Source organism: Nonomuraea endophytica, from assembly GCF_014203235.1.
Taxonomy (GTDB): domain Bacteria; phylum Actinomycetota; class Actinomycetes; order Streptosporangiales; family Streptosporangiaceae; genus Nonomuraea; species Nonomuraea endophytica.
This window is the reverse complement of sequence record NZ_JACHIN010000006.1, coordinates 135,591-156,518: the sequence shown is the minus strand read 5'-3', so window position 1 is coordinate 156,518 and position 20,928 is coordinate 135,591. Positions and strand designations below refer to the sequence as shown.

The window sequence follows — 20,928 nt, the reverse complement described above, 5'->3', positions numbered from 1 at the left end:
AAGCCCTTCGTGATCGGCCACACCGCGAGAAGGCCGGGCGCGCTGGAGACCGGGAATGACTTCGCGGCCTGGCCGGACGAAGCCATGAGCGACCGGGAGGCCTCGCCTACATGGCCGGGGTGCTCAAAGGGCCGCCAGCAGCAGGATGAGCGGTAGCGAGATGACCGACGACAGCGACATCGCCAGCGAGTGGGTCTTGAACGTGCCGCGTGTCGACAGCCCCAGCATGGTCTGGAACATCCAGAAGAAGTTGCTGCTCACATGCGGCAGGAACAACGCGCCGGACCCGGCGGCCAGCGCCACGAACACCAGCGGCGTGTCCAGCGAACCGGCCAGCGGCGCGAGGATCCCGGCCGCGGTGATCGCGGCGACCGAGATCGAGCCGAGCGCGATGTGCAGCACGGCGGCCACCAGCCAGACGAGGATCAGCGGCGGCAGGAAGCTGGAGCCGAACGCGCCGCCGAGCACCTTGGCCAGCCCGGAACCCTCGATGACCGCCCCGAGCGAGCCGCTGATGCCCGACAGCACGAGGATCGGCCCGCACGACGACAACCCCTGGCCCATCGCGGCGTGGATCTCCGCGCGGGAGTGCGTGCGGCTGGTCAGCAGGTACGACGCGGTCGCCCCGGCGAACATCGCCACCACCGGATCGGTCACGAAGCCGAGCACCGGCGAGGTCCAGCCGAGGTTGCCGGCCAGCGCGCCGAGCGCGATGAGCATCAGGGTGGCGACGACCGGCAGCAGCGACACGCCGAGCCCGGCCCGAGTCTCCTGCCTGACCAGCACGGCCCCGGACGCCGGGGCGCCGCCGCCGGCGGGCTCCTCGTCGGGGATCTCGTCCAGGGCCGGGTTCCAGCGCAGGGCGCGCGGGGTGAGCAGGGCGAAGACCAGCATGGTGAGCACGGCCGTGGGCAGGCCGACGATCAGGCCGTACCAGAACATCTGGCCGAGCGGCACGTCCAGCAGCCCGGCCACGGCCAGCGCCGCCACCCCGGGCACCACGAACACCAGCCCGACCTCGATGCCGGCGGTCAGCGCCCCGCCCATCAGCGCCTTGCCGTGCCGTCCCAGGCGCGGGCCGAGGCGGCGGGCCAGCGGCGCGGTCAGCACGAGCAGCACGTCGGAGTAGATCGAGGTGAACAGCGAGCTGAGCGAGACCGCGAACACGTACGGGATGCTGCGCTCGCCGAAGACGCGCAGCATCAGCTCGATCAGCCGGCGCAGCGCGTCGGTCAGCGTCAGCAGCGAGCCCATCAGCACGCCGAACGTGACCAGCAGCCCGATGTCGGCCATCACCTCGCCGAACCCGGCGGTGATCGCCTTGGTGGTGCCTTCGGCCCCGACGCCGGTGGTCAGCCCGAGGAAGATCGTGCCGAGGAGCAGCGCGATGACGGGCGGGATCTTCCAGACGGTGATGGTGACGATGACGCCCAGGATGGCGACGCCGGTCATCGTCAGGAGCAGAGCGTTGCTCACAGTGGCCCTCCTCGGGGGGTGACGGGGCAATCCCCAGTCAGGCAGGCCACCCGGCATACTGTCCACGATGAACTTTGTCGTTCTTCCATAGGCAGCGCCTATGGAAGCGGGGGTGTGGAGACGGACGTGGACGCTCGCCAGCTCGCCTACTTCCTCGCCGTGGTCGACCACGGCGGCGTGCAGCGCGCGGCCGAGGAGCTGTGGGTGGCCCAGCCCTCCGTCTCCCAGGCGATCAAGAAGCTGGAGCGCGGCCTCGGCACCCCGCTGTTCCGCCGGCACGGCCGCCGCCTCGTGCTCACCCCGGCGGGCGAGGCCCTGGTCACCCCGGCCCGCCAGGTCACCCGCTGGCTGGAGGCGGCGGCCGAGAGCGTGGCCGAGGTGGAACGCCTGCTGGCCGGGAAGCTGACCATCGCCGCCATGCCCAGCCAGGCGGTCAGCCCGCTGACCGAACTGGTGGCCGCGTTCCGCCGGCGGCATCCGGGGGTGCAGGTCTCCGTACGGGCCGCCGACCGCCCGGCCGACGTGGCCGCCGCCCTGCGGACCGGGACCGCCGAACTCGGCCTCATCGCCACGCTCGGCCGCCCGGGCCCCGATCCGGACTTGGTGGTGCACCCGGTGGCCGAGCAGCCGTTCGTCCTGGTCGCGCAGGCCGCGGCCGACCTGCCCGAGGGCGACGGCCCCGTCGCGCCCGCGCTGCTGGGCGGCGCCCGGCTCATCGTCGGCCAGCCGGGAACCGGGATGCGCAGGGCCGCCGACCAGATCCTGGCCGCCGCGCCGGGAGCCGCGATCGCCGTGGAGATGGAGCACCGCGAGGCGCTGCTGCCGCTGGTCCTGGCCGGGGTCGGCATCGCCGTCGTCGCGGCCTCGTGGCGGCGGCTGGCCGAGCCGATGGGGCTGGTCGTGCGCGACCTGGCACTGGACGAACTGCTGTACGTCTCACTGGTGCACCGCACCGAGCCGGTCAGCGCCCTGGCCCGCGCGTTCGTCGCGGCGATATAGCGAACGCCTATACGACGGCCACGATCCTCGTCTTGGACCTCGGCCCGCCGGTTCCGGCTCAATGGCGCCATGACCTCCCACCGCATCGCCCTCATTCCCGGCGACGGGATCGGCATCGAGGTGCTGCCCGCCGCGACCGCCGTACTCGACGCCGTCGGCCGCAGGCACGGCTTCACGCTCGGCTACGACACCTTCGACTGGTCGTGCGAGCGCTACGAGCGCGAGGGCGCGATGATGCCCGCCGACGGCCTGGACCGCGTCCGGCACCACGACGCCATCCTGCTCGGCGCCGTCGGGCGGCCGGGCGTGCCTGACCACGTGTCGCTGTGGGGGCTGTTGATCCCGATCCGCCGGACCTTCCGCCAGTACGTCAACCTGCGGCCCATCACGACCCTGGATGGCGTGGCCGGACCGCTGCGCGACGCCGAGGGCGTGGACCTCGTCGTGGTGCGGGAGAACGTCGAAGGCGAGTACTCCGAGATCGGCGGCCGCCTCAACCGCGGCTTCCCCGAGGAGATGGCGGTCCAGGAGTCGGTGTTCACCAGGGCGGGCGTCACCCGGGTGCTTGACTACGCCTTCGAGCTGGCCGCCGGCCGCCGCGGCGTCCTGACCTCGGCCACCAAGTCCAACGGCATCATCCACACCATGCCCTTCTGGGACGAGCTCGTCAGGGAACGCGCGCTGCCCGCTGTCTCCTGGAACCAGGAGCACATCGACGCGCTCGCCGCGAAGGTCGTCCTGCGGCCGAGGGAGTTCGACGTCATCGTGGCCTCCAACCTGTTCGGCGACATCCTGAGCGACCTGGCCGCGGCCGTCGCGGGCGGCATCGGCCTGGCCCCGGCCGCCAACCTCAACCCGGAGCGCGACTTCCCGTCGATGTTCGAACCGGTGCACGGCTCGGCCCCCGACATCGCCGGGACCGGCGTCGCCAATCCCGTCGGCGCCCTCTGGTCGGCCGCCATGATGCTCGACCACCTGGGCCACGCCGAGGCCGGTGACGAGGTGCGCGCCGCCTTCCGCGCCGTCCTCGCCGAGACTCCGGTCCGCACCCCCGACCTGGGCGGCGGCGCCACGACCAAGGAGTTCACCGCCGAGGTGCTGAACCGGCTCGGCACGGCAGGAGGCCGCCCACGCCAGGCGTGAACGGCCTCCTCGATCGAGCGGTCACGGACAGTTGTGCACGCCGCTCCTGGCGGAGGAGACCACCACGTCAGCCAGCGCGGGCGCGCTCACGTGGACGGCGTTGACCAGCATCCCGGCGGATGTGCCCGCCACCGGCCGCTGCTCGTTCAGCGTGATCGTCGCCACGCCCGCCCGGATGACGGTGTTGGGCGCGATCGAGCCGACCGGGTGCGACACCCCGCCGATGGTCAGTGAGCCGAGCGTCGTCGTGCCGGTCGCGCTCGCGGTGTACGTCCCGAGCGCGCACGTGCTCGTCGAGGTGGCCCGCACCCCGGCGACCTTGATGACCGGCAGGCCGGGCAGCCCGATGGACACCTCGTCGGCCGTCGCCTGCCCGGTGGAGCTGCCCAGGCCGGTGACCACCCCGGCCTTGAGCGCCTTGGCGTTGACCAGCGCGAGCGAGATCGCGGCCGTGGTCTTCTCGGTCGTGGACCTGGCCGAGGTGGACACCTCGCCGGTGTCGGCCACGACGGTCTGCGGCAGCAGGATCGGCTTGACCGACAACGCGTGGGAACGGCCGGTGTAGTAGAGCAGCTTGGCCGTGCCGGAGGCGTTCGACGGCAGGTAGCACGCGTCGCCGGTGAAGCTCGCCTTGATCGCGACGCTCGTCGCGGTGGCCGGCTGGGCGACACTGGTGATCACGCAGCTCGCCACGCCCGCGGCGTCCGTGCGCGCCTGGCACGACTGCGCCGACGTGCCGGTGCCGAGGGTCAGCGTCACGGGCCGGTCCCTGACCGGACGGTCCGCGGCGTCGGTGAGCGTGGCCTTCAGCGTGGCCGGGGCGTCGTTGGCGACGTTGGCCGGGCCGTTCACCTTCAGGCCGGTCTTGACCAGCACGTGCGTCTCGGCCTTGGCGGTGTCGTTGGCCGCGTTCGGGTCGGGACCGGCGAGGTTGTCGACCACCGCGGTCGCGGTGATCGTGCACTCGTCGCCGCTGTGCACGACGTCGTCCTGAACCTTCGCGCGGATCGTGATCTGCCGCGAGGCGCCCCTGGTCAGCTCGTCGAGATGGCAGGTGACCTTGGACCCGTCCCGGACGCACGGGCCGGTGCTGTCGACGAAGGTGACTTCAGCGGGCAGCGTGGTGGTGACCACGACCGAGCTGGCCGGGTTGGGGCCCTCGTTGGTGGCCTTCACCGTCCAGGTCAGGGTCTCGCCGCCGCGCACCGGATCGGGGCTGGCGGTGATGCCGACGCCGACGTCGGTCGTGTTGACCGCCTCCCAGTTGTCCTTCAGCTCCTGGAGGGTGGGCAACTGCTCCGGATCGGGCTCGGCGACGACGGGCTCGTTCACGTCCGAACGCCGCAGGCCGCCCGCGAAGCCGGGGTACGCGAGCGAGGTCGCCACCCTGGCCCAGTCGTCGAAGCCGTTCAGCGTGTCGGCGCTGCTGGTGTTGGTGGCGCAGTCGCGCGGCCTCCTGACGCCGGTGACAGGGTCGGGCGGGCCCGCGGTGTTGACGTTGACGGCGGGGTTGACCGGGTCGTCGGCGCTGTCGCCGTCGCCGTTCCAGTCGGGGGCGACGTTGACGTCCTCGGTGATCTTCGCGCCCTGGACGCCGGGGACGCCCGGGTCCTGGTCGTCGCCGTTGACGAAGATGAACCGGTTCTCGTTGTCGTCGGCGTCGAGGAGCCGCTCGGCGAGCGCGGTCTCGTTCAGCTGGCGCAGGACCTTGCCGCGCGAGGTGCCGTCCAGCGCCAGGCGGGGCGGCGAGAAGTCCACGATCCGGCCGCCGCCCACGCGCGGGATGCCGAACTGCAGGTCGTAGTTCATGGCGCTGACGTAGTTCGGCTTGCAGTTGACGGTGACGTCGCCGCCGTGCTCCAGCCCCAGGGTGTGGCCGAGCTCGTGCAGCAGCGTGCCGCCGTCGTGGTTGTAGTCGACGAAGAACCGGTTGTTGGTGCTGGCCTGGCCGCCGATGTTGCAGGTGGCCGCCTCGGCCGTGCTGATGGCGTAGCGGAAGACGCCGCGCCGTACCGCCGCGAAGTTGTTGGTGTTGCCGGCGGCGGCGTTGAAGGCGGCGTCGATGCCGCAGTTGTTCAGCGCGCCGACCATGCCGCCGCCGCCGAGATCGTCGCCGACCAGGCAGGCGGGGTTGGCCACGTCGGCGTTCGTGCACCGGCCGCCGGGGGAGGGGTCCTCGGCGCTGGCGTCGATGAACAGGCAGTCGGGGTCGGCGCCGTCGCGCAGGCCGTCCAGGCCGTTGTCCTGGTCGTCGAAGCACGTGCCGGGCTGTTGCTGGCGGCGTACCGTCTGGTCGACCAGGTTGCCGGTGTCCACCCACAGGTTGATGCCGCGCGAGCCGTCGGGATTGTCGATGGGCGCGGACTTCATGGCGTTCTTCATCGCCTGGATGTCGACGCGGGTGGGCGCCTCGCCGGCCGTCCAGTCGAGCTCCAGGAAGACGTCCTTGCGCAGCGGGTTCGCGCCGAACCTTTTCAGGTCCAGCGCCATCGAGCCGTCGGCGTTGCGGATGCCGTGGATCTCGGCCAGGTCGGTCAGGCCGTCGCCGTCGCTGTCGGTGCTGGCGCCGACGTTGGAGGAGATGGTGAAGCCGATCATCGTCTTGTAGCCGTCGTTCTCCTCGGGGAAGTCGAAGTCGCCGTTGCCCTCGGCGCAGGTGTGGCCTTTCGGCACGCCGTTGCGCAGGCAGGGGGTGCCGACCGCGAGGTTGTCGCCGGAGAAGGTGGCGTTGACGATGTCGTACTTGAGGTTGAGCGTGAGGTCCCGCTCGTTCTTGCTGAGGTCCATCTGGTCGTCGCCGAAGTTGGTGCCGTCGTCGTAGTCCCAGATCTCGATGTTGACGTCCACCGTCGTGTCGTTGTTCGGCAGGTTCACCACCTTGCTGAACACCCAGCCGTTCGGCGCCTCGGGCAGGCCGAGGGGCTCGAACTCGTCGTCCTCGATGCGCGGGCCCCGGGGGAAGCGCTCGTCGGCGATCTGGACCACCGGGTAGTAGTCGCCGTCGCCGGAGGCGTCGTCGGGATTGTCGAGCTGTTTGAGGTAGTCGATCCTGACCGTCAGCGTGACCTGGGTGGCCGCCGACGCGGACCCGGTCAGCGCCACCATCAGGGCGGCGACCAGGACGCCGATCAGGGCGACGGATCTGCCGCGTGGTAAGAGTGCCATGATGTACCGCTCCAGAGAGATTCACAGGGGAATGTCCTCCCTGTGACTGTCGGGGGCGTCACGGCCGGAAACATGAGTAACCCCGTACTCAGAGCGGGTTGCGCACCGGCAGGCTCGCCTCGGGTTCGGGCAGCCAGGCGTCGCCGGTCGGGGCCAGCCAGTCATGGGCCGTGGCCAGCTCGTCCACGGCCTCACGCAGGGCGCGCAGGCCCGGATGGTCGCCGTCGGAACGCCAGATCATCATCCACGGAAACACCGCGACCGGATCCACGAGCGGCCGCAGCACCGCGCCCGGAATGTCAGGTTGCGTGGTCAAGGTGAGGATCGGCGCGTCCCGGTCGCGGATGTGCTGCGCGAGCTCGTCACCGCCCCGCACGTGCGGGTGGGCGAGCGCGGGGTCCACGCCGAAGGGCGCGAGCAACTGCAGGAGCGCGTGCTCCCACCCGGGCGTCGCGTGGTCGCCCGCGCGGATGCACGGGTTGGTGCCGCGCAACGCCTCCAGGGGTACGGCGGGCAGCTCGGCCAGCGGATGCCGCTCCGGCACCAGCACCGCGATGCGCTCGTGGCGGACCGGGCGCTGCCGTACCCCGTCCAGCAGGCCGGGGCTGCGGCCGAACGTGATGTCCAGCCGCCCGTCCAGCAGCAGCGGCACCGCGGCCTCCGCGCCGCTGTGGAAGCGGGCGAAGAACTCCACCCCCGGCGCCCGCCCGCGCGCGGCGGCCAGCACCAGCGCGGGGGTGAGGCCGGAGCCGACCACGTCGACGGTCAGCGACCGGGGCTGCCCGCGCAGTTCGATCATGGTCGCGTCGAACAGCCCGAGGATCTCCCGCGCCCGGGTCAGCAGCAGCCGGCCCTCCGCGGTGAGCGTGACCTTGCGGGTGGTGCGTTCCAGCAGCCGGCGTCCGACCCGGTCCTCCAGCCGCCTGACGTCGCGGCTGAGTGCCTGCTGCGCCACGAACAGGCGCTGTGCGGCTCGGCTGAAGTGCAACTCCTCGGCCACGGCCACGTAGTGGCGCAACAGCCGGATCTCCACGTCGTCAGGCACCCCTCCTTCCTACCCGATTAACGCATCTGACGCGTGAATCACCTTCGAACAGGTGTTGGACCCCAGGCGAGCGCCGCCGCCAGGATCGAGGCATGGCTGGACGAGGAACGATCATGCTGAGCTACGGGCTGACCGGTGTCATGAACGCGCTGTGGGGCGCCACGCTCCCCGCCACCGACGCCCGCCTGGAACTCGGGCCGGGACGGCTCGGCGGGCTGCTGATGGCGCTGGCCGTCGGCGCCCTCGTGGCGATGCCGGTGGCCGGGCGGCTGGCCGAGCGGTGGACCGGGCGGCGCCTGCTCCGGATCTGCGCCCCGGCGGCCGCGCTCGGGCTGGCCGGACCGGCGCTGGCCGGCGGGGTCGAGACGCTGATGATCTCGGCGGTGGTGCTCGGGATGCTGTTCGGGCTGCTCAACGTGGCCCTGAGCCTGCAGGCGGCGGCCGTGGAGCGTTCCCTGGCCCGGCCGATCATGGCCACGGTGCACGGGACGTGGACGCTCGGGGCCGTGGCGGGCGGCGCGGTCATCACGGCGGCGCTGCGGGCCGGCCTGGACGTGCGGGTGCTGATGGGCGCGGGCGCGATCATCCTGGCCCTGGCCCTGCTGGGGGTCAAGGGCACCCCGGACCCACGCCTCCGCCTCGTCCCCCAGCCTGCCGAGCACGCGCGCCCGGCCCCGCCGCGGCCCGGTCTCATGGTGATGCTGGGCGTGGTCGGCGCGGCGGCCTTCATCACCGAGGGCGCCGCCACCGACTGGGCCGGAGTGCACGCCACCCGCGTCCTGGGCGCGGACCCCGCCACCGGCTCGCTCGTGTACACCGTCTTCTTCGTCGCGATGACGCTCGTCCGCTTCGCCGGCGACGCGCTGCGCACCCGGCTCGGCGTGCGCACCACGATCCGGCTGTGCGGTGTGACCGCAACCGCCGGTTACGGCCTCGTCCTGCTCGCCGGCGTCCTGCCGTTCGGCGCGGCGGCGCGGGTGGGCTGCGCCATGGCCGGCTGGGCGCTGGCAGGCGCCGGCATGGCCGTCGTCTGGCCGATCGTGGCCAGCCTGCTCGGCGCCGCCGACGGCGCGGCCCGCCGCCTGTCGGCCGTCACCACCATCAGCTACGGCGGAGGCCTCGTCGGCCCCGCCCTCATCGGCTACGTCGCCACGGCGGCGACGCTGCCACTCGCCCTGGTGATCCCGGCGGCGCTCGCGCTGCTCGTGGCCACCGCCGCACCACCCCTGCTGAACGCGGTCTCCGTGTCAGCGACCCGCAATCGGCCCATCGCGGCCACCACGTCCAGGAGCACATCATGACCGTCGCCACTCTCGACCTCCCCGACGCCCGCCTGCACTTCGAGGTACGCGGCCAGGGCCCGCTCGTCGCCCTCGTCGGCGCCCCGATGGACGCCGACTCCTTCGCCCCGCTGGCCGACCTGCTGGCCACCGACCACACGGTGCTCACCGCCGACCCGCGCGGCATCAAGCGCAGCCTCCTCGACGACCCCGCCCAGGACTCCACGCCGAAGCTGCGCGCCGACGACCTGTCACGCCTGCTGGCCCGCGTGGACGCCGGTCCCGCCGTGGTCTTCGGCTCCAGCGGCGGCGCGATCACCGCCCTCGCCCTCGCCCAGACCCACCCGGAGCAGCTGCGCGCGGTCATCGCCCACGAGCCCCCGCTCATCGAACTCCTGCCGGAGCGCGACAAGCTCCACACCCTCACCGACGAGCTCATTGCCACCTACCTCGGCGGCGACGCGGTCGGCGCGTGGGCGAAGGTCATGGCGCAGGCCAACATCACGGTCCCGGACGGCGCGCTGGAGATGATGTTCGGCGGCGAGCGCGATCCTCAGCACGTGGCCGACGAGCGCCGCTGGTTCGCCCACGAGCTGCACGGCACCACCCACTGGGCTCCCGACCCGGACCTGCTGCGCGCGGGCCCGCGCCTCGTGATCGGCATCGGAGAGGAGTCGGCCGGCCAGCTGTGCGACCGCACCTCCCGCGCTCTGGGCGCCGCCCTGGGCATCGAGCCCGTCTCGTTCCCCGGCGACCACACCGGCTTCGCCGACGACCCCGACGGCTTCGCCCCCGCCCTGCGCGCCGTCCTGGCCCAGCTCTGACCCCATGCCGGCGCACGTTCCTACACGTGAAGAAGCGGCCGCCCCCGACCGATCGGCCGGGGGCGGCCGCGCCTGCCCCCGGCGAGCCGGTCAGGAGCCGTCCATCAGGCGGCTCTCCCAGGCCCAGGCCACGATCTCGACCCTCCCGCGGACCCCGAGCTTGTCCAGGATGCCGGACACGTACCCCTTGACCGTGCTCAGCGACAGGAACAGCTCATCGGCGATCTCCTGGTTGGTGCGCCCCTTGGCGATCGCCCGGACGATCTCGGCCTCCCGCACGGTCAGCGGCTGCGCCGGCACCCGCGCCCTGGCCCGCGCCCCGCGTTCGGCCAGATGGCTCAGCAACCGCAGCGTGATCGACGGCGAGATGAGCGCGTCCCCCGTGTACGCGGCCCGCACCGCCTCCACGAGCAGCTTGGGACCCGCGTCCTTCAGCACGAACCCGGCGGCCCCCAGCCGCAACGCCCCGTAGACGTACTCGTCCAGGTCGAACGTGGTCACCATGACCACCCTCGGCTCCGCGTCGGCCAGCGCGCGGACCACCCCGATCCCGTCCAGCCGGGGCATCTGGATGTCCACCAGGCACACGTCCGGCCGCGTCCGGTGCGCCTGCTCGATCGCCTCCACGCCGTCGGCGGCCTCGGCGACCACGACGATGTCGGGCTGGTCCTCCAGGATGATCCGCAGGCTGGCCCTGATCATCTCCTGGTCGTCGGCCAGCAGCACCCGGATCGGCGGCGTCATCGGCGCCCGCCGGTCGGGATGACCGCCTGGACGGACCAGCCGGAGCCGGGCCGCGGTCCGGCCGCCAGCGTGCCGCCGAGCGCTTCGAGGCGTTCGCGCATGCCGATGAGCCCGTACCCGGCGCGGCGGTAGCGGCGGGCGGGCGTCTGCGGCGCGTCGTCCTCGACCGCGACCGTCACCGCCGTCCCGTCTTCGGTGATGCCGACGGTGACCTCGCGTGCCTGCGGCGCGTGCCGGGCGACGTTCGTCAGCGCCTCCCGCACGATCCGGTACACGGTGCTGCTCACCTCCGGCGGCCATGCGGACGGTTCCGCGTCCATCCGCAGGTACGCCCGTCGGCCCTGGGCCTCGAAGCCCTCGATCAGCTCGCCGAGCCGCTCGTGGCCCTCGCCGGCCGGGGCGGCGTCGCGCAGCAGGCCGACCACGCGCCGGGTCGCGGCCAGCGCCGCCGCGCCCGCCGACTCGATGCCGGCCAGGGAGCCGGGCGTCTTGTCCGGGTGCTTGGCGGTGACGAGCTGGGCGGCCTGGGCCTGGAGCACGATGCTGGTGATGTGGTGGGCGACCACGTCGTGCAGCTCTCTGGCCAGCTCCAGGCGTTCGGCCCGCCGTACCCGCTCGGCCGCGGCGTGGCGGCGGGCGGCGAGGAGCCGGGGGGCGAGTCCAAGCAGTACGGCGGCGAGCCAGGCCAGGGCGCTCAACGTCGGCACCGCCGAGCCGGGATCGGCGAGGAAGCCGCCCGCCACCACCGCCAGCCCGGCGGTGGCCACGGCGGCGGCCGCGCGGACGGGCAGCGTCCTGACCGCGGCGCCGACGAGCACCGCCAGCGCCAGCGACGTGGCCGGGCTGGGCTCGGCGGGCAGGGGGACGAAACGGGTGGCGAGCACGGCCAGCGCGGCGACGGTCAGGCCCGCGACCGCCGTCCACAGCACACCGGCCTGGCGCACGAGAGCCAGCACGCACACCACCACCGCCACCGCCGCCCCGAACAACCCGTGACCGGCGCCCCAGCTGCCGGCGACCTGGTACGCCTGGAAGGCCACGGCCGCCGCGAACACGACACCGAGCCCCGCCGCCTGCAGCCGTTCGAGAACATGCACGTCACACAGGCTAGAAGAGGAACCCCGCCGGCCTGTACCGGCCAAAGGTACTGTCCTTTTCCCTGCTTTCCGCCGATGTGGGGAGCCGGTCGCGGTTCGCAGGATGAAGCCTCATGTCACAAGAAACGCTCCCCGCGACCTCCTCCGGCCGGCCGAGGGTCGCCGCGCTGGACGTGCTGCGCGGGTTCGCCCTGTGCGGCATCCTGCTCGCCAACGTCAAGCCGATCGCCCACATGGGCGGCACCGCACCGGCCGCACCGGGCGGTGATCCTTCCCTGCTGGGGCTCTTCGTCGACCAGCGCTTCTTCCCGATCTTCTCGCTGCTGTTCGGCGTCGGGTTCTCGCTGCTGCTGGAGTCGGCGAGGCGGCAGGTCCCACGCCCGCGGGTCCTGCTGCTGCGGCGGCTCCTGGTCCTGGTCGCCATCGGTCTGGCGCACATGTTCCTGCTGTGGCGGGGCGACATCCTCACCATCTACGCGGTCGTCGGGCTCGTGGTCCTGCTGCCCTCGACCTGGCTGCCGCGCTGGGCCGTCGCGGGGCTGGCGGCCGTCCTCATCGTGACGCCGCTGATCCTCGGCAGCAACGGGGTGCCGCTGGTGCCCGGATTGTTTCTGCTGGGCTCGGCGCTGACGCGCTATGGCGTGATCGACCGGATGGAGCACGCCGTGCGCGGACCGGCCGTTCTGTTCGTGCTCTTCGTGGCGGGCGCGGTGCCCGCCGTGTGGCTGCAGATCGGGACCGAGGGGTCGGCGGGCTTCAACCTCTGGTTCTCCCTGGCCGGGCTGCTGACCGCGGGCGCGTACGTGTGCGGCCTGCTGCTCCTGCTCCGTACGCCGCTGCGGCCCGTGCTGCAGAAGGTGTTCGCGCCGCTGGGCCGGATGGCACTGACCAATTACCTGACCGCCACCGTGCTCGTCCTGCTGGCCACGCTCGTGCTCGGAGGGTCGCCGGATGAGTGGTCGTCGGGGACGGTGGTGCTGATCGCTGCAGCCGTCATCGTGCCCCAGTGGGTGGTGTCCACGTTGTGGCTGCGCCGCTTCCGGCAGGGGCCGCTCGAATGGCTCTGGCGCTGGGCCACCTGGGCCCGCCGCCCCGCCCTGCACCGCACCCCGTGACCCGCCCGTGCTCGGTGAGCTCCACCGGGGCCGGAAACGTCGGTGGCGGCTGCCAGGATGGCCGCCATGACCGACGATCTGCTCCGGCGGGTGATCGCCAAGGCGGCCGAAGAGGCCCTCCCGCCCACCGTGACCGCCGACGAGCTCGGGGAGGCCGAGCGGGAGCTGGGCTTCCCGCTGCCACCGCTCTTACGGCGCCTCTACCTGGAGGTGGCCGACGGCGGGTTCGGGCCCGACTACCAGCTGTTCTCCCTGCGGGATGCCATCGCGGCCCGCGAGGAGGAGCGATGGCCCGCGGGCGTGCTGCCGGTGCTGGAGTGGGGGTGCGGGATGTACGCGGCGATCGACTGCGAGCACGCGCGCGCCACGGTCCTGCTGTACGAACCCAACGGGCTGGGCAGCGACGATGACGAGCATCTGGCCTGGTACGTCGATGCCGACGAGCTGACCGGCTGGCTGGAGACCTGGCTGGCGGAGACCGGCTGGTATGAGGAGGACGCGGAGGAGACGATCGAGATGCCGCACTGGACGCCCGCCCGGGAGCGGCTGGCCCTCTGAGCGCGACCCGCCGCCCCGCGCTGGGGTGGTCGCGAAGGCGGTGTCGCGCTGCGACGTCGTTGTGCGGAAAAAGCGTTTCGACAGCGGTGTTGCCTACGCTCTGGCCAGTCATGGTTCAGATGCATCGGAGGCGCTCAAATGTCCAAACGTGTGCTCACTGCCATCCTCGTGGCCGCCGCCACCGTACCTCTCACCGCGGTCGTGTCCGCCCCCGTCCAGGCGGCCACCGCGAAGTGCGAGCTGCACATCGGTCTCACCAGTAAGTCCGGCAACTACATCAAGGGCTACGGCAGCAAGCTGAACTGCGGCACCGGCGTGAGCTGGCTGCAGATCCAGCGTAAGCGGTGGTACGGCTGGGAGAACCTGGGGCCGGAGGTCACGGTGCGCGGAAGCGGCAGGGACGTGGGGATCTCCTACTTCTGCAAGGGCACGGGCAAGCACACGTGGCGCACCAAGCACTCGGCGCGCCTGGTCGGCGGCGACGCTCTGTTCAAGTTCTCCAACGAGATCAGGGTCACCTGCTGACCGCTGAAACCCGGCGATCAGGCGCGCAGGACGGCGTCGAGGTCGTGGAGGCTGGCGAGGGTGTCGGTCAGGGCGTCCTGGTCGGCCTCGTTGAGGGGGATCTGCCGGGCCCTGGTGAGGAACTCGCGGGCGGCGGGGTGGTCGTCGGCTCGGGCGGCCAGTTCCGCGCGGTAGGCCAGGGCTTCCAGGAGGTCCCTCGGGGCGGCGGTCTCCTGGTCGCGGCGCAGGGCGGTGTCCAGGATGCGGGCGGCCTGGTCGTGCTTGCCGTGGGAGTCGCCCATGACCACGGCGTTGCGCAGGGACGAGGCCAGCTTGGTCAGCGGTGCGTCCGTGTCCGCGGCGTCGGGTTTGGCGGCGAAGAATCTGATCCAGTTGCCGCCGGGGTCGATCACCGAGAATCCGGAGAGGTTGTCGACGTTCTTCCGTTTGCGCGGGCGGGTCATCCGGGGGATGCCGGAGACCAGCAGCTTGCCGTACGCCACGCGCATCCTCTCGGCGAACGCGTTGAACAGTTCCCCGGTGTCGGGCACCAGCACGATGCAGCTCCCGTAGGAGTCTTCCGGGTTGAAGCCCGGCATGCCGAAGAAGTGGATCTCGATGTCGTCGCGCTTCACCGCCACGTACGGGTTCGGGCGGGTCTGGTAGTAGGTCCTGGTGAAGCCGAGCATCTCGTAGAACTCGGCGATCTCGTCGATGGAACGGCAGGGCAGCGCCGGCACGGTCTTCTCACCAGTCATGCGCAGTACTCTACTGGACAAATTTGACTACTGCACGAGGCTTGGCCCGGCACGACATGATGTCCCCAGTACCGTGGAAGGGGAGCGACATGATGGTTCTCGAATTCCGGACCTACCGCCTCAAGCCCGGCACCCGTGCCGACTTCGTCCAGGCGATGGCGACGCTGGCCGTACCTCTGCTGCGCCAGTTCGGCATCGACGTCGTGGACAGCGGGGCGTCGCTGGTGGATGAGGACGGCCACGAGGAGGCTTATCTCATCCGGGCCTTCGCCTCGCTTGAGGCGCATCGTGATCAGGAGGAGGAGTTCTACGGCAGCGACGCCTGGCTGAAGGGTCCCCGGGAGGAGATCATCTCGCGGATCGAGAGCTACCACTCCATCGTGATCCAGGTGCCGGAGGAAGCCGTTCGGGCTCTGCGCCGCTGACGGTCAGTCTTTCAGGCGGTAGCGGATCGGCAGGTGCTTCAGGCCGCCCACGAACGTGGTCGACATCCACTCGGGCGTTCCGGCCAGCTCGATCGAGTCGAGACGCGGGAGCAGCTCGTCGAACAGGGCCCGGGTCTCCATGCGGGCCAGGGCCGCGCCGAGGCAGTAGTGGACGCCGAACCCGAAGGCCAGGTGCTTGTTGGGGTCGCGGCCCGCGTCGAAGCGGAACGGGTCGGTGAAGACGGCCTCGTCGCGGTTGGCCGAGGGGTAGGACAGGAGCACAGACTCGCCCTCCCGTACGGCCACGCCGTTCACCCGGGTGTCGGCGGCGGCCGTACGCATGAACTCCTTGACCGGCGTGACCCACCGGATCATCTCCTCGACCGCGGTCGGCAGCAGGGCGGGATCCTCGCGCAGCCGGGCCAGCTCGGCCGGGTGCTCGATGAGCGCGTGCAGGCCGCCGCTGATCGTGGAGCTGGTGGTGTCGTGCCCGGCGGTGGCGATGATGACGTAGTAGGAGGCGGCGTCGTAGTCGGACAGGAGCTCGCCGTCGACGCGGGCGTTGGCGATGGCCGAGGCGAGGTCGTCGGTGGGGGTGTCGCGGCGCGCGGCGGTCAGGCGGTGGAAGTAGGTGAAGAAGTCGAGCAGCGTCGCCATGATGTCCTCGGTGGTGCCGCCGCGCTGGAACTCCTTGTCGGTGCCGCCGAACAACTGCTGGGTGAGCTTGAGCATCCGGGGGAAGTCGGACTCCGGCAGGCCGAGCAGCGAGAGGATCACATACAGCGGGTAGTGCGTGGCGACCTGGGTGGTGAAGTCGCATTCGCCGCCGTACTCGCTCATCCGGTCCACGTACTGACGGGCCAGCTCGCGCACCCGCTGTTCCATCGCGCGCATGGCCCTGGGCTTGAACCAGTCGGCGCCGATCGCGCGGGTCACCCGGTGCTGCGGGTCGTCCATGTGGATCAGCGTCCGCAGCGCGGTGCCCTCGGCCCGGCTCCGCTCCATCCGCTCGTCCGTCTCGGCCTTGGCCAGCACCGGGCGGGGCGCGTTGCGGAAGACGGCATGGTCGCGTTCGATCTCCATGATGTCGGCGTGGCGGGTCACGGCCCAGAACGGGTGGTATCCCGCCGCCTCCACCCAGTGCACCGGCTCGTCGCGGCGCAGCAGGCTGAGCGCCTGGTGCAGCCGGGCCTCGTCGGCGTAGGCCGACGGGTCGGCGAGGGTCAGCCCCGCCTCGGTCAGAGTCATCGTCATGGGGGAGTTCCTTAGTGTGCGCGAAAACGGGCTCACACTATGATCTTCCACCGACCGGGGCGGGGCCGAGCCGCCTTCGGTCAGATGGTGTCCTGCCAGGTGACGTTGCCCGCGCGGTAGCCGGCGACCCGGCTGCTCACCTCGGCGGGGGAGACCACCTCGTTCTTGCTGTGGTACACCCAGTCGACCTGCTGGATCCAGGTGCGCGCCGTACCGGTCTGGCCGGCCGTGATGAACCAGTGGTTGAAGTTGATCGACATGGGCGTCTCCGGGTAGTACTTGCCGCCGTGCTCGGCGGCGAGCCGGCCGTCGACGTAGTAGCGGAGCGTGCCGCCGGAGACCTGGACGACCAGGTCGTGCCAGCCGGCGTGGCTGGAGTTGACGAACGTCGAGGTGTTGTCGGCCAGCCACGGGTCGGGCTGGTAGGTCTCCCAGCTCGTCATGTACATGAGCGGGCCGGTCAGGCCCCATCCGCCGTTGGGCAGGTACTCGAAGTCCAGCTCGCCGTAGTTCGGGTCCATCGGCGCGTCCAGCGGGGTGATGGTGAAGAACGTCTGCACGGTCTCGTCTCCGTCGGCGCCCGTGGTGGGGGCGTCGCTGAACTTCACCCGGGCGGCGTAGGTGCCCTCGAAGAACTTGCGCTGGTGCAGCATCTCCGACTGGGTGATGTTGACGCCGTCGTTGGTCGCCTTCAGCTGCATCACCTTGGCGCCGTCGGCGGTCGGGAAGGTCACGTTCCCCTTCGGCCAGGTGGCTCCGGGCACGCCCGGACCGCCGGGGTTGGTGCGGACCGTCCAGTTGCGCGCGGCGATGAGCGGGTCATCGGCATTGGTGTACGCGAAGTCGTCGAACAGCACGCCGGCGGGACCCGACGTGGGCGGCGGGTCGCCCCACATCAGCGTGCCGGACCGGTGGACGGTGGCCTTCGGCCAGTCGGTGTAGGCGGACACGGCGCCGAAGGAGTAGTCGTCGCTCTGGCTGAACGACTGCCAGTCGGCCCGGTAGAAGCGCACCTCCACCTGGGTCTGGGCGCCCGCGCCCAGCGTCCCGCCGCGGAAGCCCAGCTCCAGGTGGCCGTTGCCGAACGTCCCGGTGACCTGCGAGCACCCCACCCGCGCCCACGAGCAGGCGAAGACGTGGGGTCCCGAGCCGGTGAAGTAGTAGCGGATCTTCAGATCGCGCAGCTGGAGGGTGGTCGTGCCCGAGTTGACCAGGTTGAAGATCGGCTCCGCCTGGGGCGCGGCGGGCTGGGGCGCGGTCGTGTAGTACTGCAGGCGCACCGCCGGAGCGGCCGTGGCCTGTGCGGGCACGGCCAGCGTGCCCAGCACGGCCATGGCCACGAGTAAGTGCTTCATCATCGGGGGGTTCTCCTCACCTGTTGGCGCTAACGGACGGCTCCGGCGGTGAGGCCGGAGGTGATACGGCGCTGGAAGACCACGTACGCGGCCAGCACCGGCAGCATCGAGATCGTGAGCCCGGCGAACAGCCCGCTCCAGTCGCTGGCATAGCCCTGCCGCACGGCCAGCACCGCCAGCCCCTGCGCCAGGACGAACTCGGACTCCTCCGGGTTGAGCGCGAGCGGCAGCAGGTACTGGTTCCAGAGGCCGAGGAAGTTGAAGATGCCGACGCTGATGAGGCCGGGCTTGGCCATGGGCAGCATGACCCGGAAGAACACGCCGGAATGGGAGCAGCCGTCGAGGAAGGCGGCTTCGGCGACGGAGGTGGGCAGCGTGCGGAAGAAGGACGTCAGGAAGAAGACGGTGAACGGCAACGCGTACGCGGTGTAGACGAGGATCAGCCCGAGTGGGGTGCCGAGCAGGCCCAGGGAGCGCACGACGAAGAAGAGCGGCACGAGGGCGAGGAAGAGCGGGAAGGCCATCCCGGCGATGAACAGGTAGTAGATGAGCCGCGAGCCGGGAAAGCGGTAACGGGCCAGCACATAGGCGACCATCGCCCCGAACAACATGGTGAGGACCACCGCACTCCCCACCACAACCGCCGAGTTCAGGAAATATCGGCCGATAGAGGCTTCTGTCCATGCTCGGACCCAGTTCTCCCCATGCAGCCGGTCCGGCAGGCTCCACGGGCTGGTCAGGATGTCCCGGTCCGCCTTGAACGAGCTCATCACCGCCCACACCAGCGGCAGCGTGACGATGACGCCCCAGCCGACGAGGGCCACGTGCAGCAACGAGGTCCACGGGCGCGGCCGCCGTACCCGATGAGAATGGGTCATGCCATCTCCACCCTGTCGCGGCGCGAACCGCGCAGCACGAGCACGGCGAGCGCCAGCGTGAGGAAGAACAGCGCGACCCCGAGCGCGGAGGCGTAGCCGAACTTCCCGTAGGTGAAGGCGTTGCGGTAGAGGGTGAGGCCGAGCACCTCGGTGGCGTTGTCGGGGCCGCCGGGACCCACGGTCATGATCTGCACGATGGCGAAGCCGTCGAGCGCGGCCATGCCCAGGTAGATGAAGGCGACCTGGACGTTCTCCCAGACCAGCGGCAGCACGACGCGGATCAGCCGGGTGAGCGCGGAGGCGCCGTCGATGGCGGCGGCCTCCAGGATCTCCCGGGGGATCGACTCCATCGCGGCGCAGAACAGCACCACGTAGAAGCCGACCGCGCTCCACACGACCACCGCCATGACCGCCCACAGCGCGAGCGACGGGTCGCCGAGCCAGGAGCGTCCCTCGATGCCCAGCAGGTTCAGGACTCCGTTGAGCAGCCCGGAGTTCGGGGTGTAGACGAACTGGAACAGGACACCGACCACGGCGACCGACAGCAGTTGCGGGAAGAAGTAGACGACGCGGTAGACCCCCGCGCCCCGCCGGCGGCCAAGGCTGAGCGCCGCCGCCAGGAACAACGCGAGCACCACGGTGGCGATCGGCACCACCAGCAGCATGACCGCGTTGTTCTTCAGCGCCCCCAGCACCTGCGGATCGTCCAGCAGCCGGGCGAAGTTGTCCGCGCCGACGAACTCCGCCCGCGCCGAGACCCCGCGCCAGTCGGTCAGCGCCAGGTAGAACGCCTGCGCGTAGGGCGAGAGCACGAGCACCGCGTAGAGCGTCAGCGGCAGGACGAGGAACCCCGCGATGAACGGCAGCCGGCGGTGCCTCATCGCTTGTACTTGGTGATCGAGGCGTCCGCGGCCACCTGGTCGGCGGCCTTCTGCACGCGCTCCGTCCACCGCGCGGCGCTGACCCGGCCGTTGAGCAGCTCTCCCGTCGAGTCGTGTACGGCTTTCGCCAGCGGCGCGTACCAGCCGGGAAAGCGGTAGGACAGCGCGTCCTTGCCCGCCGCCGCGACCAGTTCGCCCACCGACTTCAGCCCGCTGGACAGCTGGAGCCCCTCCAGCGCGTCCTTGCGCACCGGCATGGCGCTGGCGGTCGTGGCGAAGTTGGCCGCGCTCTCCTTCGCCAGCATGAGGCGCAGGAACTCCAGCCCGCCGGCGGTGTTCTTGCCCTGGGCCGGGATGATGAACGGCTCGCTGCCCGCGGCCTGGATGGCGGTGCCGGGCAGCTTGTCGGCGTCGGAGAGCCGGGGCGTGGGCCCGACGACCATGTCGAAGCCGGCGGGGGTGACCTTGGCCTGTTCGGCCTCCAGCCAGGAGCCGCAGGGGATGAAGACCGCCTTGCCCTGGCACCAGGCGGTCTGCGCCTCGGTGTGCGACAGCGCCTCGGAGCCCTTCATGATGTGCCCGCGCCCGGCCAGCTCGGCGAAGGCCTCGACGACGGCCTTGACGCTGTCGGCCCGCCAGGCGCCGGGCTCCAGGTTGTCGATGGCCGCGACCTGCTCCATGCCGCCGGCCTTGGCGACCATGGTGAGCAGCGGGTCGTTCATGTACTCGGGGTACTTACCCTGGTAGGTCCAGGGGGCCAGGCCCGCCTTCTTGATCTCGTCGCCGAGCGTCAGCATCTCGGCCCAGGTCGCCGGATAGGTCCAGCCGTGCTTGGCGAACAGCGAGGAGCTATACCAAAGGCCCCAGACGGTATAGGCGTAGTTGAGCACGTACGGCACGCCGCCGAAGCTGCCCGCCTCGACGATGCCGGGGACCAGCGTGTCGCGCACCTTGACGGCCGGATCGTCGGCCGAGGGCGCGTCGAGTAACTTCTCCAGCGACAAGAGCTGCTTGTCGGCGACCAGCGAGGCGACGTCCAGCGCGCCCGCGCCGGAGTTGTCGATCACGTCCGGCGGGTCCCCGGCCACCATGCGCGGCTGCATGGCCTGGCCGACGCCCTGGATGCCGGCGTGCTTGATCTTCGCCTCGGGATGGCGCTTGGTGTAGAGCGACTCGGCGAACTTCGCCCAGTCGTCGCCGAAGCCGCCCTTGAAGATGACGACGTCCAGCGGGTCCTTGGCGGCGACGCCGAGCGGGTTGGCGGCGCTGGTGGGCCCGGCGGCGGCCGGGACCGAGGGCGCGGGCGCGCCGCCGCCGGTGGCGCAGGCGGCGACGACCGGGGTGAGGGCGAGCAGGCCGAGGAATCCCCGGCGGGTGGGGGTGTTTTCAGGCATGACGAAGACAGCTTTCGGCTAAGAGACCTCACC

Annotated in this window: 19 protein-coding genes; 8 read left to right on the top strand and 11 right to left on the bottom strand. The window is 71.3% G+C overall.

All coding sequences use genetic code 11. The features are described 5' to 3' along the window. Positions 1 to 123: 123 nt before the first annotated feature. On the bottom strand, positions 124 to 1,476 hold the full coding sequence (locus tag HNR40_RS22845) for a GntP family permease (protein ID WP_184964547.1): 1,353 nt from the start codon (positions 1,474 to 1,476) through the stop codon (positions 124 to 126). Between the two features lie 126 nt (positions 1,477 to 1,602). On the opposite strand from HNR40_RS22845, the gene HNR40_RS22840 reads away from it, so the two are divergent. Together HNR40_RS22840 and HNR40_RS22835 are read left to right on the top strand one after the other, a co-directional pair. Beyond that, positions 1,603 to 2,475: a LysR family transcriptional regulator gene (locus HNR40_RS22840; RefSeq protein ID WP_184964545.1), complete on the top strand. Its 873-nt coding sequence runs from the start codon at positions 1,603 to 1,605 to the stop codon at positions 2,473 to 2,475. Positions 2,476 to 2,544: 69 nt separating this feature from the next. Beyond that, entirely contained in the window at positions 2,545 to 3,618 is a 1,074-nt protein-coding gene (locus HNR40_RS22835) for a tartrate dehydrogenase (RefSeq protein WP_184964543.1), read from the top strand. 21 nt (positions 3,619 to 3,639) lie between these two features. On the opposite strand, the gene HNR40_RS22830 is transcribed toward HNR40_RS22835, so the two are convergent. After that, a complete protein-coding gene (locus HNR40_RS22830) occupies positions 3,640 to 6,783 on the bottom strand; it encodes a choice-of-anchor P domain-containing protein (RefSeq protein ID WP_184964541.1) in 3,144 nt (1,047 codons plus the stop codon). 88 nt (positions 6,784 to 6,871) lie between these two features. Beyond that, a complete protein-coding gene (locus tag HNR40_RS22825) occupies positions 6,872 to 7,828 on the bottom strand; it encodes a LysR family transcriptional regulator (RefSeq protein WP_184964538.1) in 957 nt (318 codons plus the stop codon). Positions 7,829 to 7,920: 92 nt separating this feature from the next. Here HNR40_RS22825 and HNR40_RS22820 point away from each other — a divergent pair, with 92 nt between their 5' ends. Beyond that, the gene (locus HNR40_RS22820; RefSeq protein ID WP_184964536.1) at positions 7,921 to 9,129 is read left to right on the top strand and encodes an MFS transporter; all 1,209 of its coding nucleotides are present in this window, start codon (positions 7,921 to 7,923) and stop codon (positions 9,127 to 9,129) included. Then, positions 9,126 to 9,932 (top strand): alpha/beta fold hydrolase, encoded by an 807-nt coding sequence (locus HNR40_RS22815; protein ID WP_184964534.1) that lies wholly within the window; start codon positions 9,126 to 9,128, stop codon positions 9,930 to 9,932. The genes HNR40_RS22820 and HNR40_RS22815 overlap by 4 nt, the downstream gene beginning before the upstream one ends. Positions 9,933 to 10,022: 90 nt before the next feature. Here HNR40_RS22815 and HNR40_RS22810 read toward each other — a convergent pair whose 3' ends face one another. Continuing rightward, on the bottom strand, positions 10,023 to 10,676 hold the full coding sequence (locus tag HNR40_RS22810) for a response regulator (protein WP_184964532.1): 654 nt from the start codon (positions 10,674 to 10,676) through the stop codon (positions 10,023 to 10,025). Further along, entirely contained in the window at positions 10,673 to 11,773 is a 1,101-nt protein-coding gene (locus tag HNR40_RS22805; protein ID WP_312896480.1) for a sensor histidine kinase, read from the bottom strand. Before HNR40_RS22805 ends, HNR40_RS22810 begins: the two co-directional genes overlap by 4 nt. 113 nt (positions 11,774 to 11,886) lie before the next feature. On the opposite strand from HNR40_RS22805, the gene HNR40_RS22800 reads away from it, so the two are divergent. The 3 genes from HNR40_RS22800 to HNR40_RS22790 all read left to right on the top strand — a co-directional run bounded on the left by HNR40_RS22800 (position 11,887) and on the right by HNR40_RS22790 (position 13,971). Continuing rightward, the gene (locus HNR40_RS22800) at positions 11,887 to 12,888 is read left to right on the top strand and encodes a DUF418 domain-containing protein (protein ID WP_184964530.1); all 1,002 of its coding nucleotides are present in this window, start codon (positions 11,887 to 11,889) and stop codon (positions 12,886 to 12,888) included. Between the two features lie 66 nt (positions 12,889 to 12,954). Then, complete coding sequence (locus HNR40_RS22795; RefSeq protein WP_184964528.1) at positions 12,955 to 13,446, top strand: SMI1/KNR4 family protein; 492 nt, start codon at positions 12,955 to 12,957, stop codon at positions 13,444 to 13,446. A 138-nt stretch (positions 13,447 to 13,584) separates the two neighbouring features. Then, on the top strand, positions 13,585 to 13,971 hold the full coding sequence (locus HNR40_RS22790) for a hypothetical protein (protein ID WP_184964526.1): 387 nt from the start codon (positions 13,585 to 13,587) through the stop codon (positions 13,969 to 13,971). Between the two features lie 17 nt (positions 13,972 to 13,988). Here HNR40_RS22790 and HNR40_RS22785 read toward each other — a convergent pair whose 3' ends face one another. Further along, positions 13,989 to 14,708: a DUF8817 family protein gene (locus HNR40_RS22785; protein ID WP_184964524.1), complete on the bottom strand. Its 720-nt coding sequence runs from the start codon at positions 14,706 to 14,708 to the stop codon at positions 13,989 to 13,991. 89 nt (positions 14,709 to 14,797) lie between these two features. Here HNR40_RS22785 and HNR40_RS22780 point away from each other — a divergent pair, with 89 nt between their 5' ends. Next, positions 14,798 to 15,133, top strand: a complete 336-nt coding sequence (locus tag HNR40_RS22780; protein WP_221340723.1) for an NIPSNAP family protein — start codon at positions 14,798 to 14,800, stop codon at positions 15,131 to 15,133. 3 nt (positions 15,134 to 15,136) lie between these two features. On the opposite strand, the gene HNR40_RS22775 is transcribed toward HNR40_RS22780, so the two are convergent. The 5 genes from HNR40_RS22775 to ngcE all read right to left on the bottom strand — a co-directional run bounded on the left by HNR40_RS22775 (position 15,137) and on the right by ngcE (position 20,895). Next, positions 15,137 to 16,387 (bottom strand): cytochrome P450, encoded by a 1,251-nt coding sequence (locus HNR40_RS22775; RefSeq protein WP_184964522.1) that lies wholly within the window; start codon positions 16,385 to 16,387, stop codon positions 15,137 to 15,139. Between the two features lie 80 nt (positions 16,388 to 16,467). After that, positions 16,468 to 17,745, bottom strand: coding sequence for a cellulose binding domain-containing protein (locus tag HNR40_RS22770; protein ID WP_184964520.1), 1,278 nt, complete (start codon positions 17,743 to 17,745; stop codon positions 16,468 to 16,470). A 26-nt stretch (positions 17,746 to 17,771) separates the two neighbouring features. Next, positions 17,772 to 18,620: a carbohydrate ABC transporter permease gene (locus tag HNR40_RS22765; protein ID WP_184964518.1), complete on the bottom strand. Its 849-nt coding sequence runs from the start codon at positions 18,618 to 18,620 to the stop codon at positions 17,772 to 17,774. Then, positions 18,617 to 19,501: a carbohydrate ABC transporter permease gene (locus tag HNR40_RS22760; RefSeq protein ID WP_184964516.1), complete on the bottom strand. Its 885-nt coding sequence runs from the start codon at positions 19,499 to 19,501 to the stop codon at positions 18,617 to 18,619. Before HNR40_RS22760 ends, HNR40_RS22765 begins: the two co-directional genes overlap by 4 nt. Next, positions 19,498 to 20,895, bottom strand: a complete 1,398-nt coding sequence (gene ngcE, locus HNR40_RS22755) for an N-acetylglucosamine/diacetylchitobiose ABC transporter substrate-binding protein (protein WP_184964514.1) — start codon at positions 20,893 to 20,895, stop codon at positions 19,498 to 19,500. Before ngcE ends, HNR40_RS22760 begins: the two co-directional genes overlap by 4 nt. Positions 20,896 to 20,928: the final 33 nt, after the last annotated feature.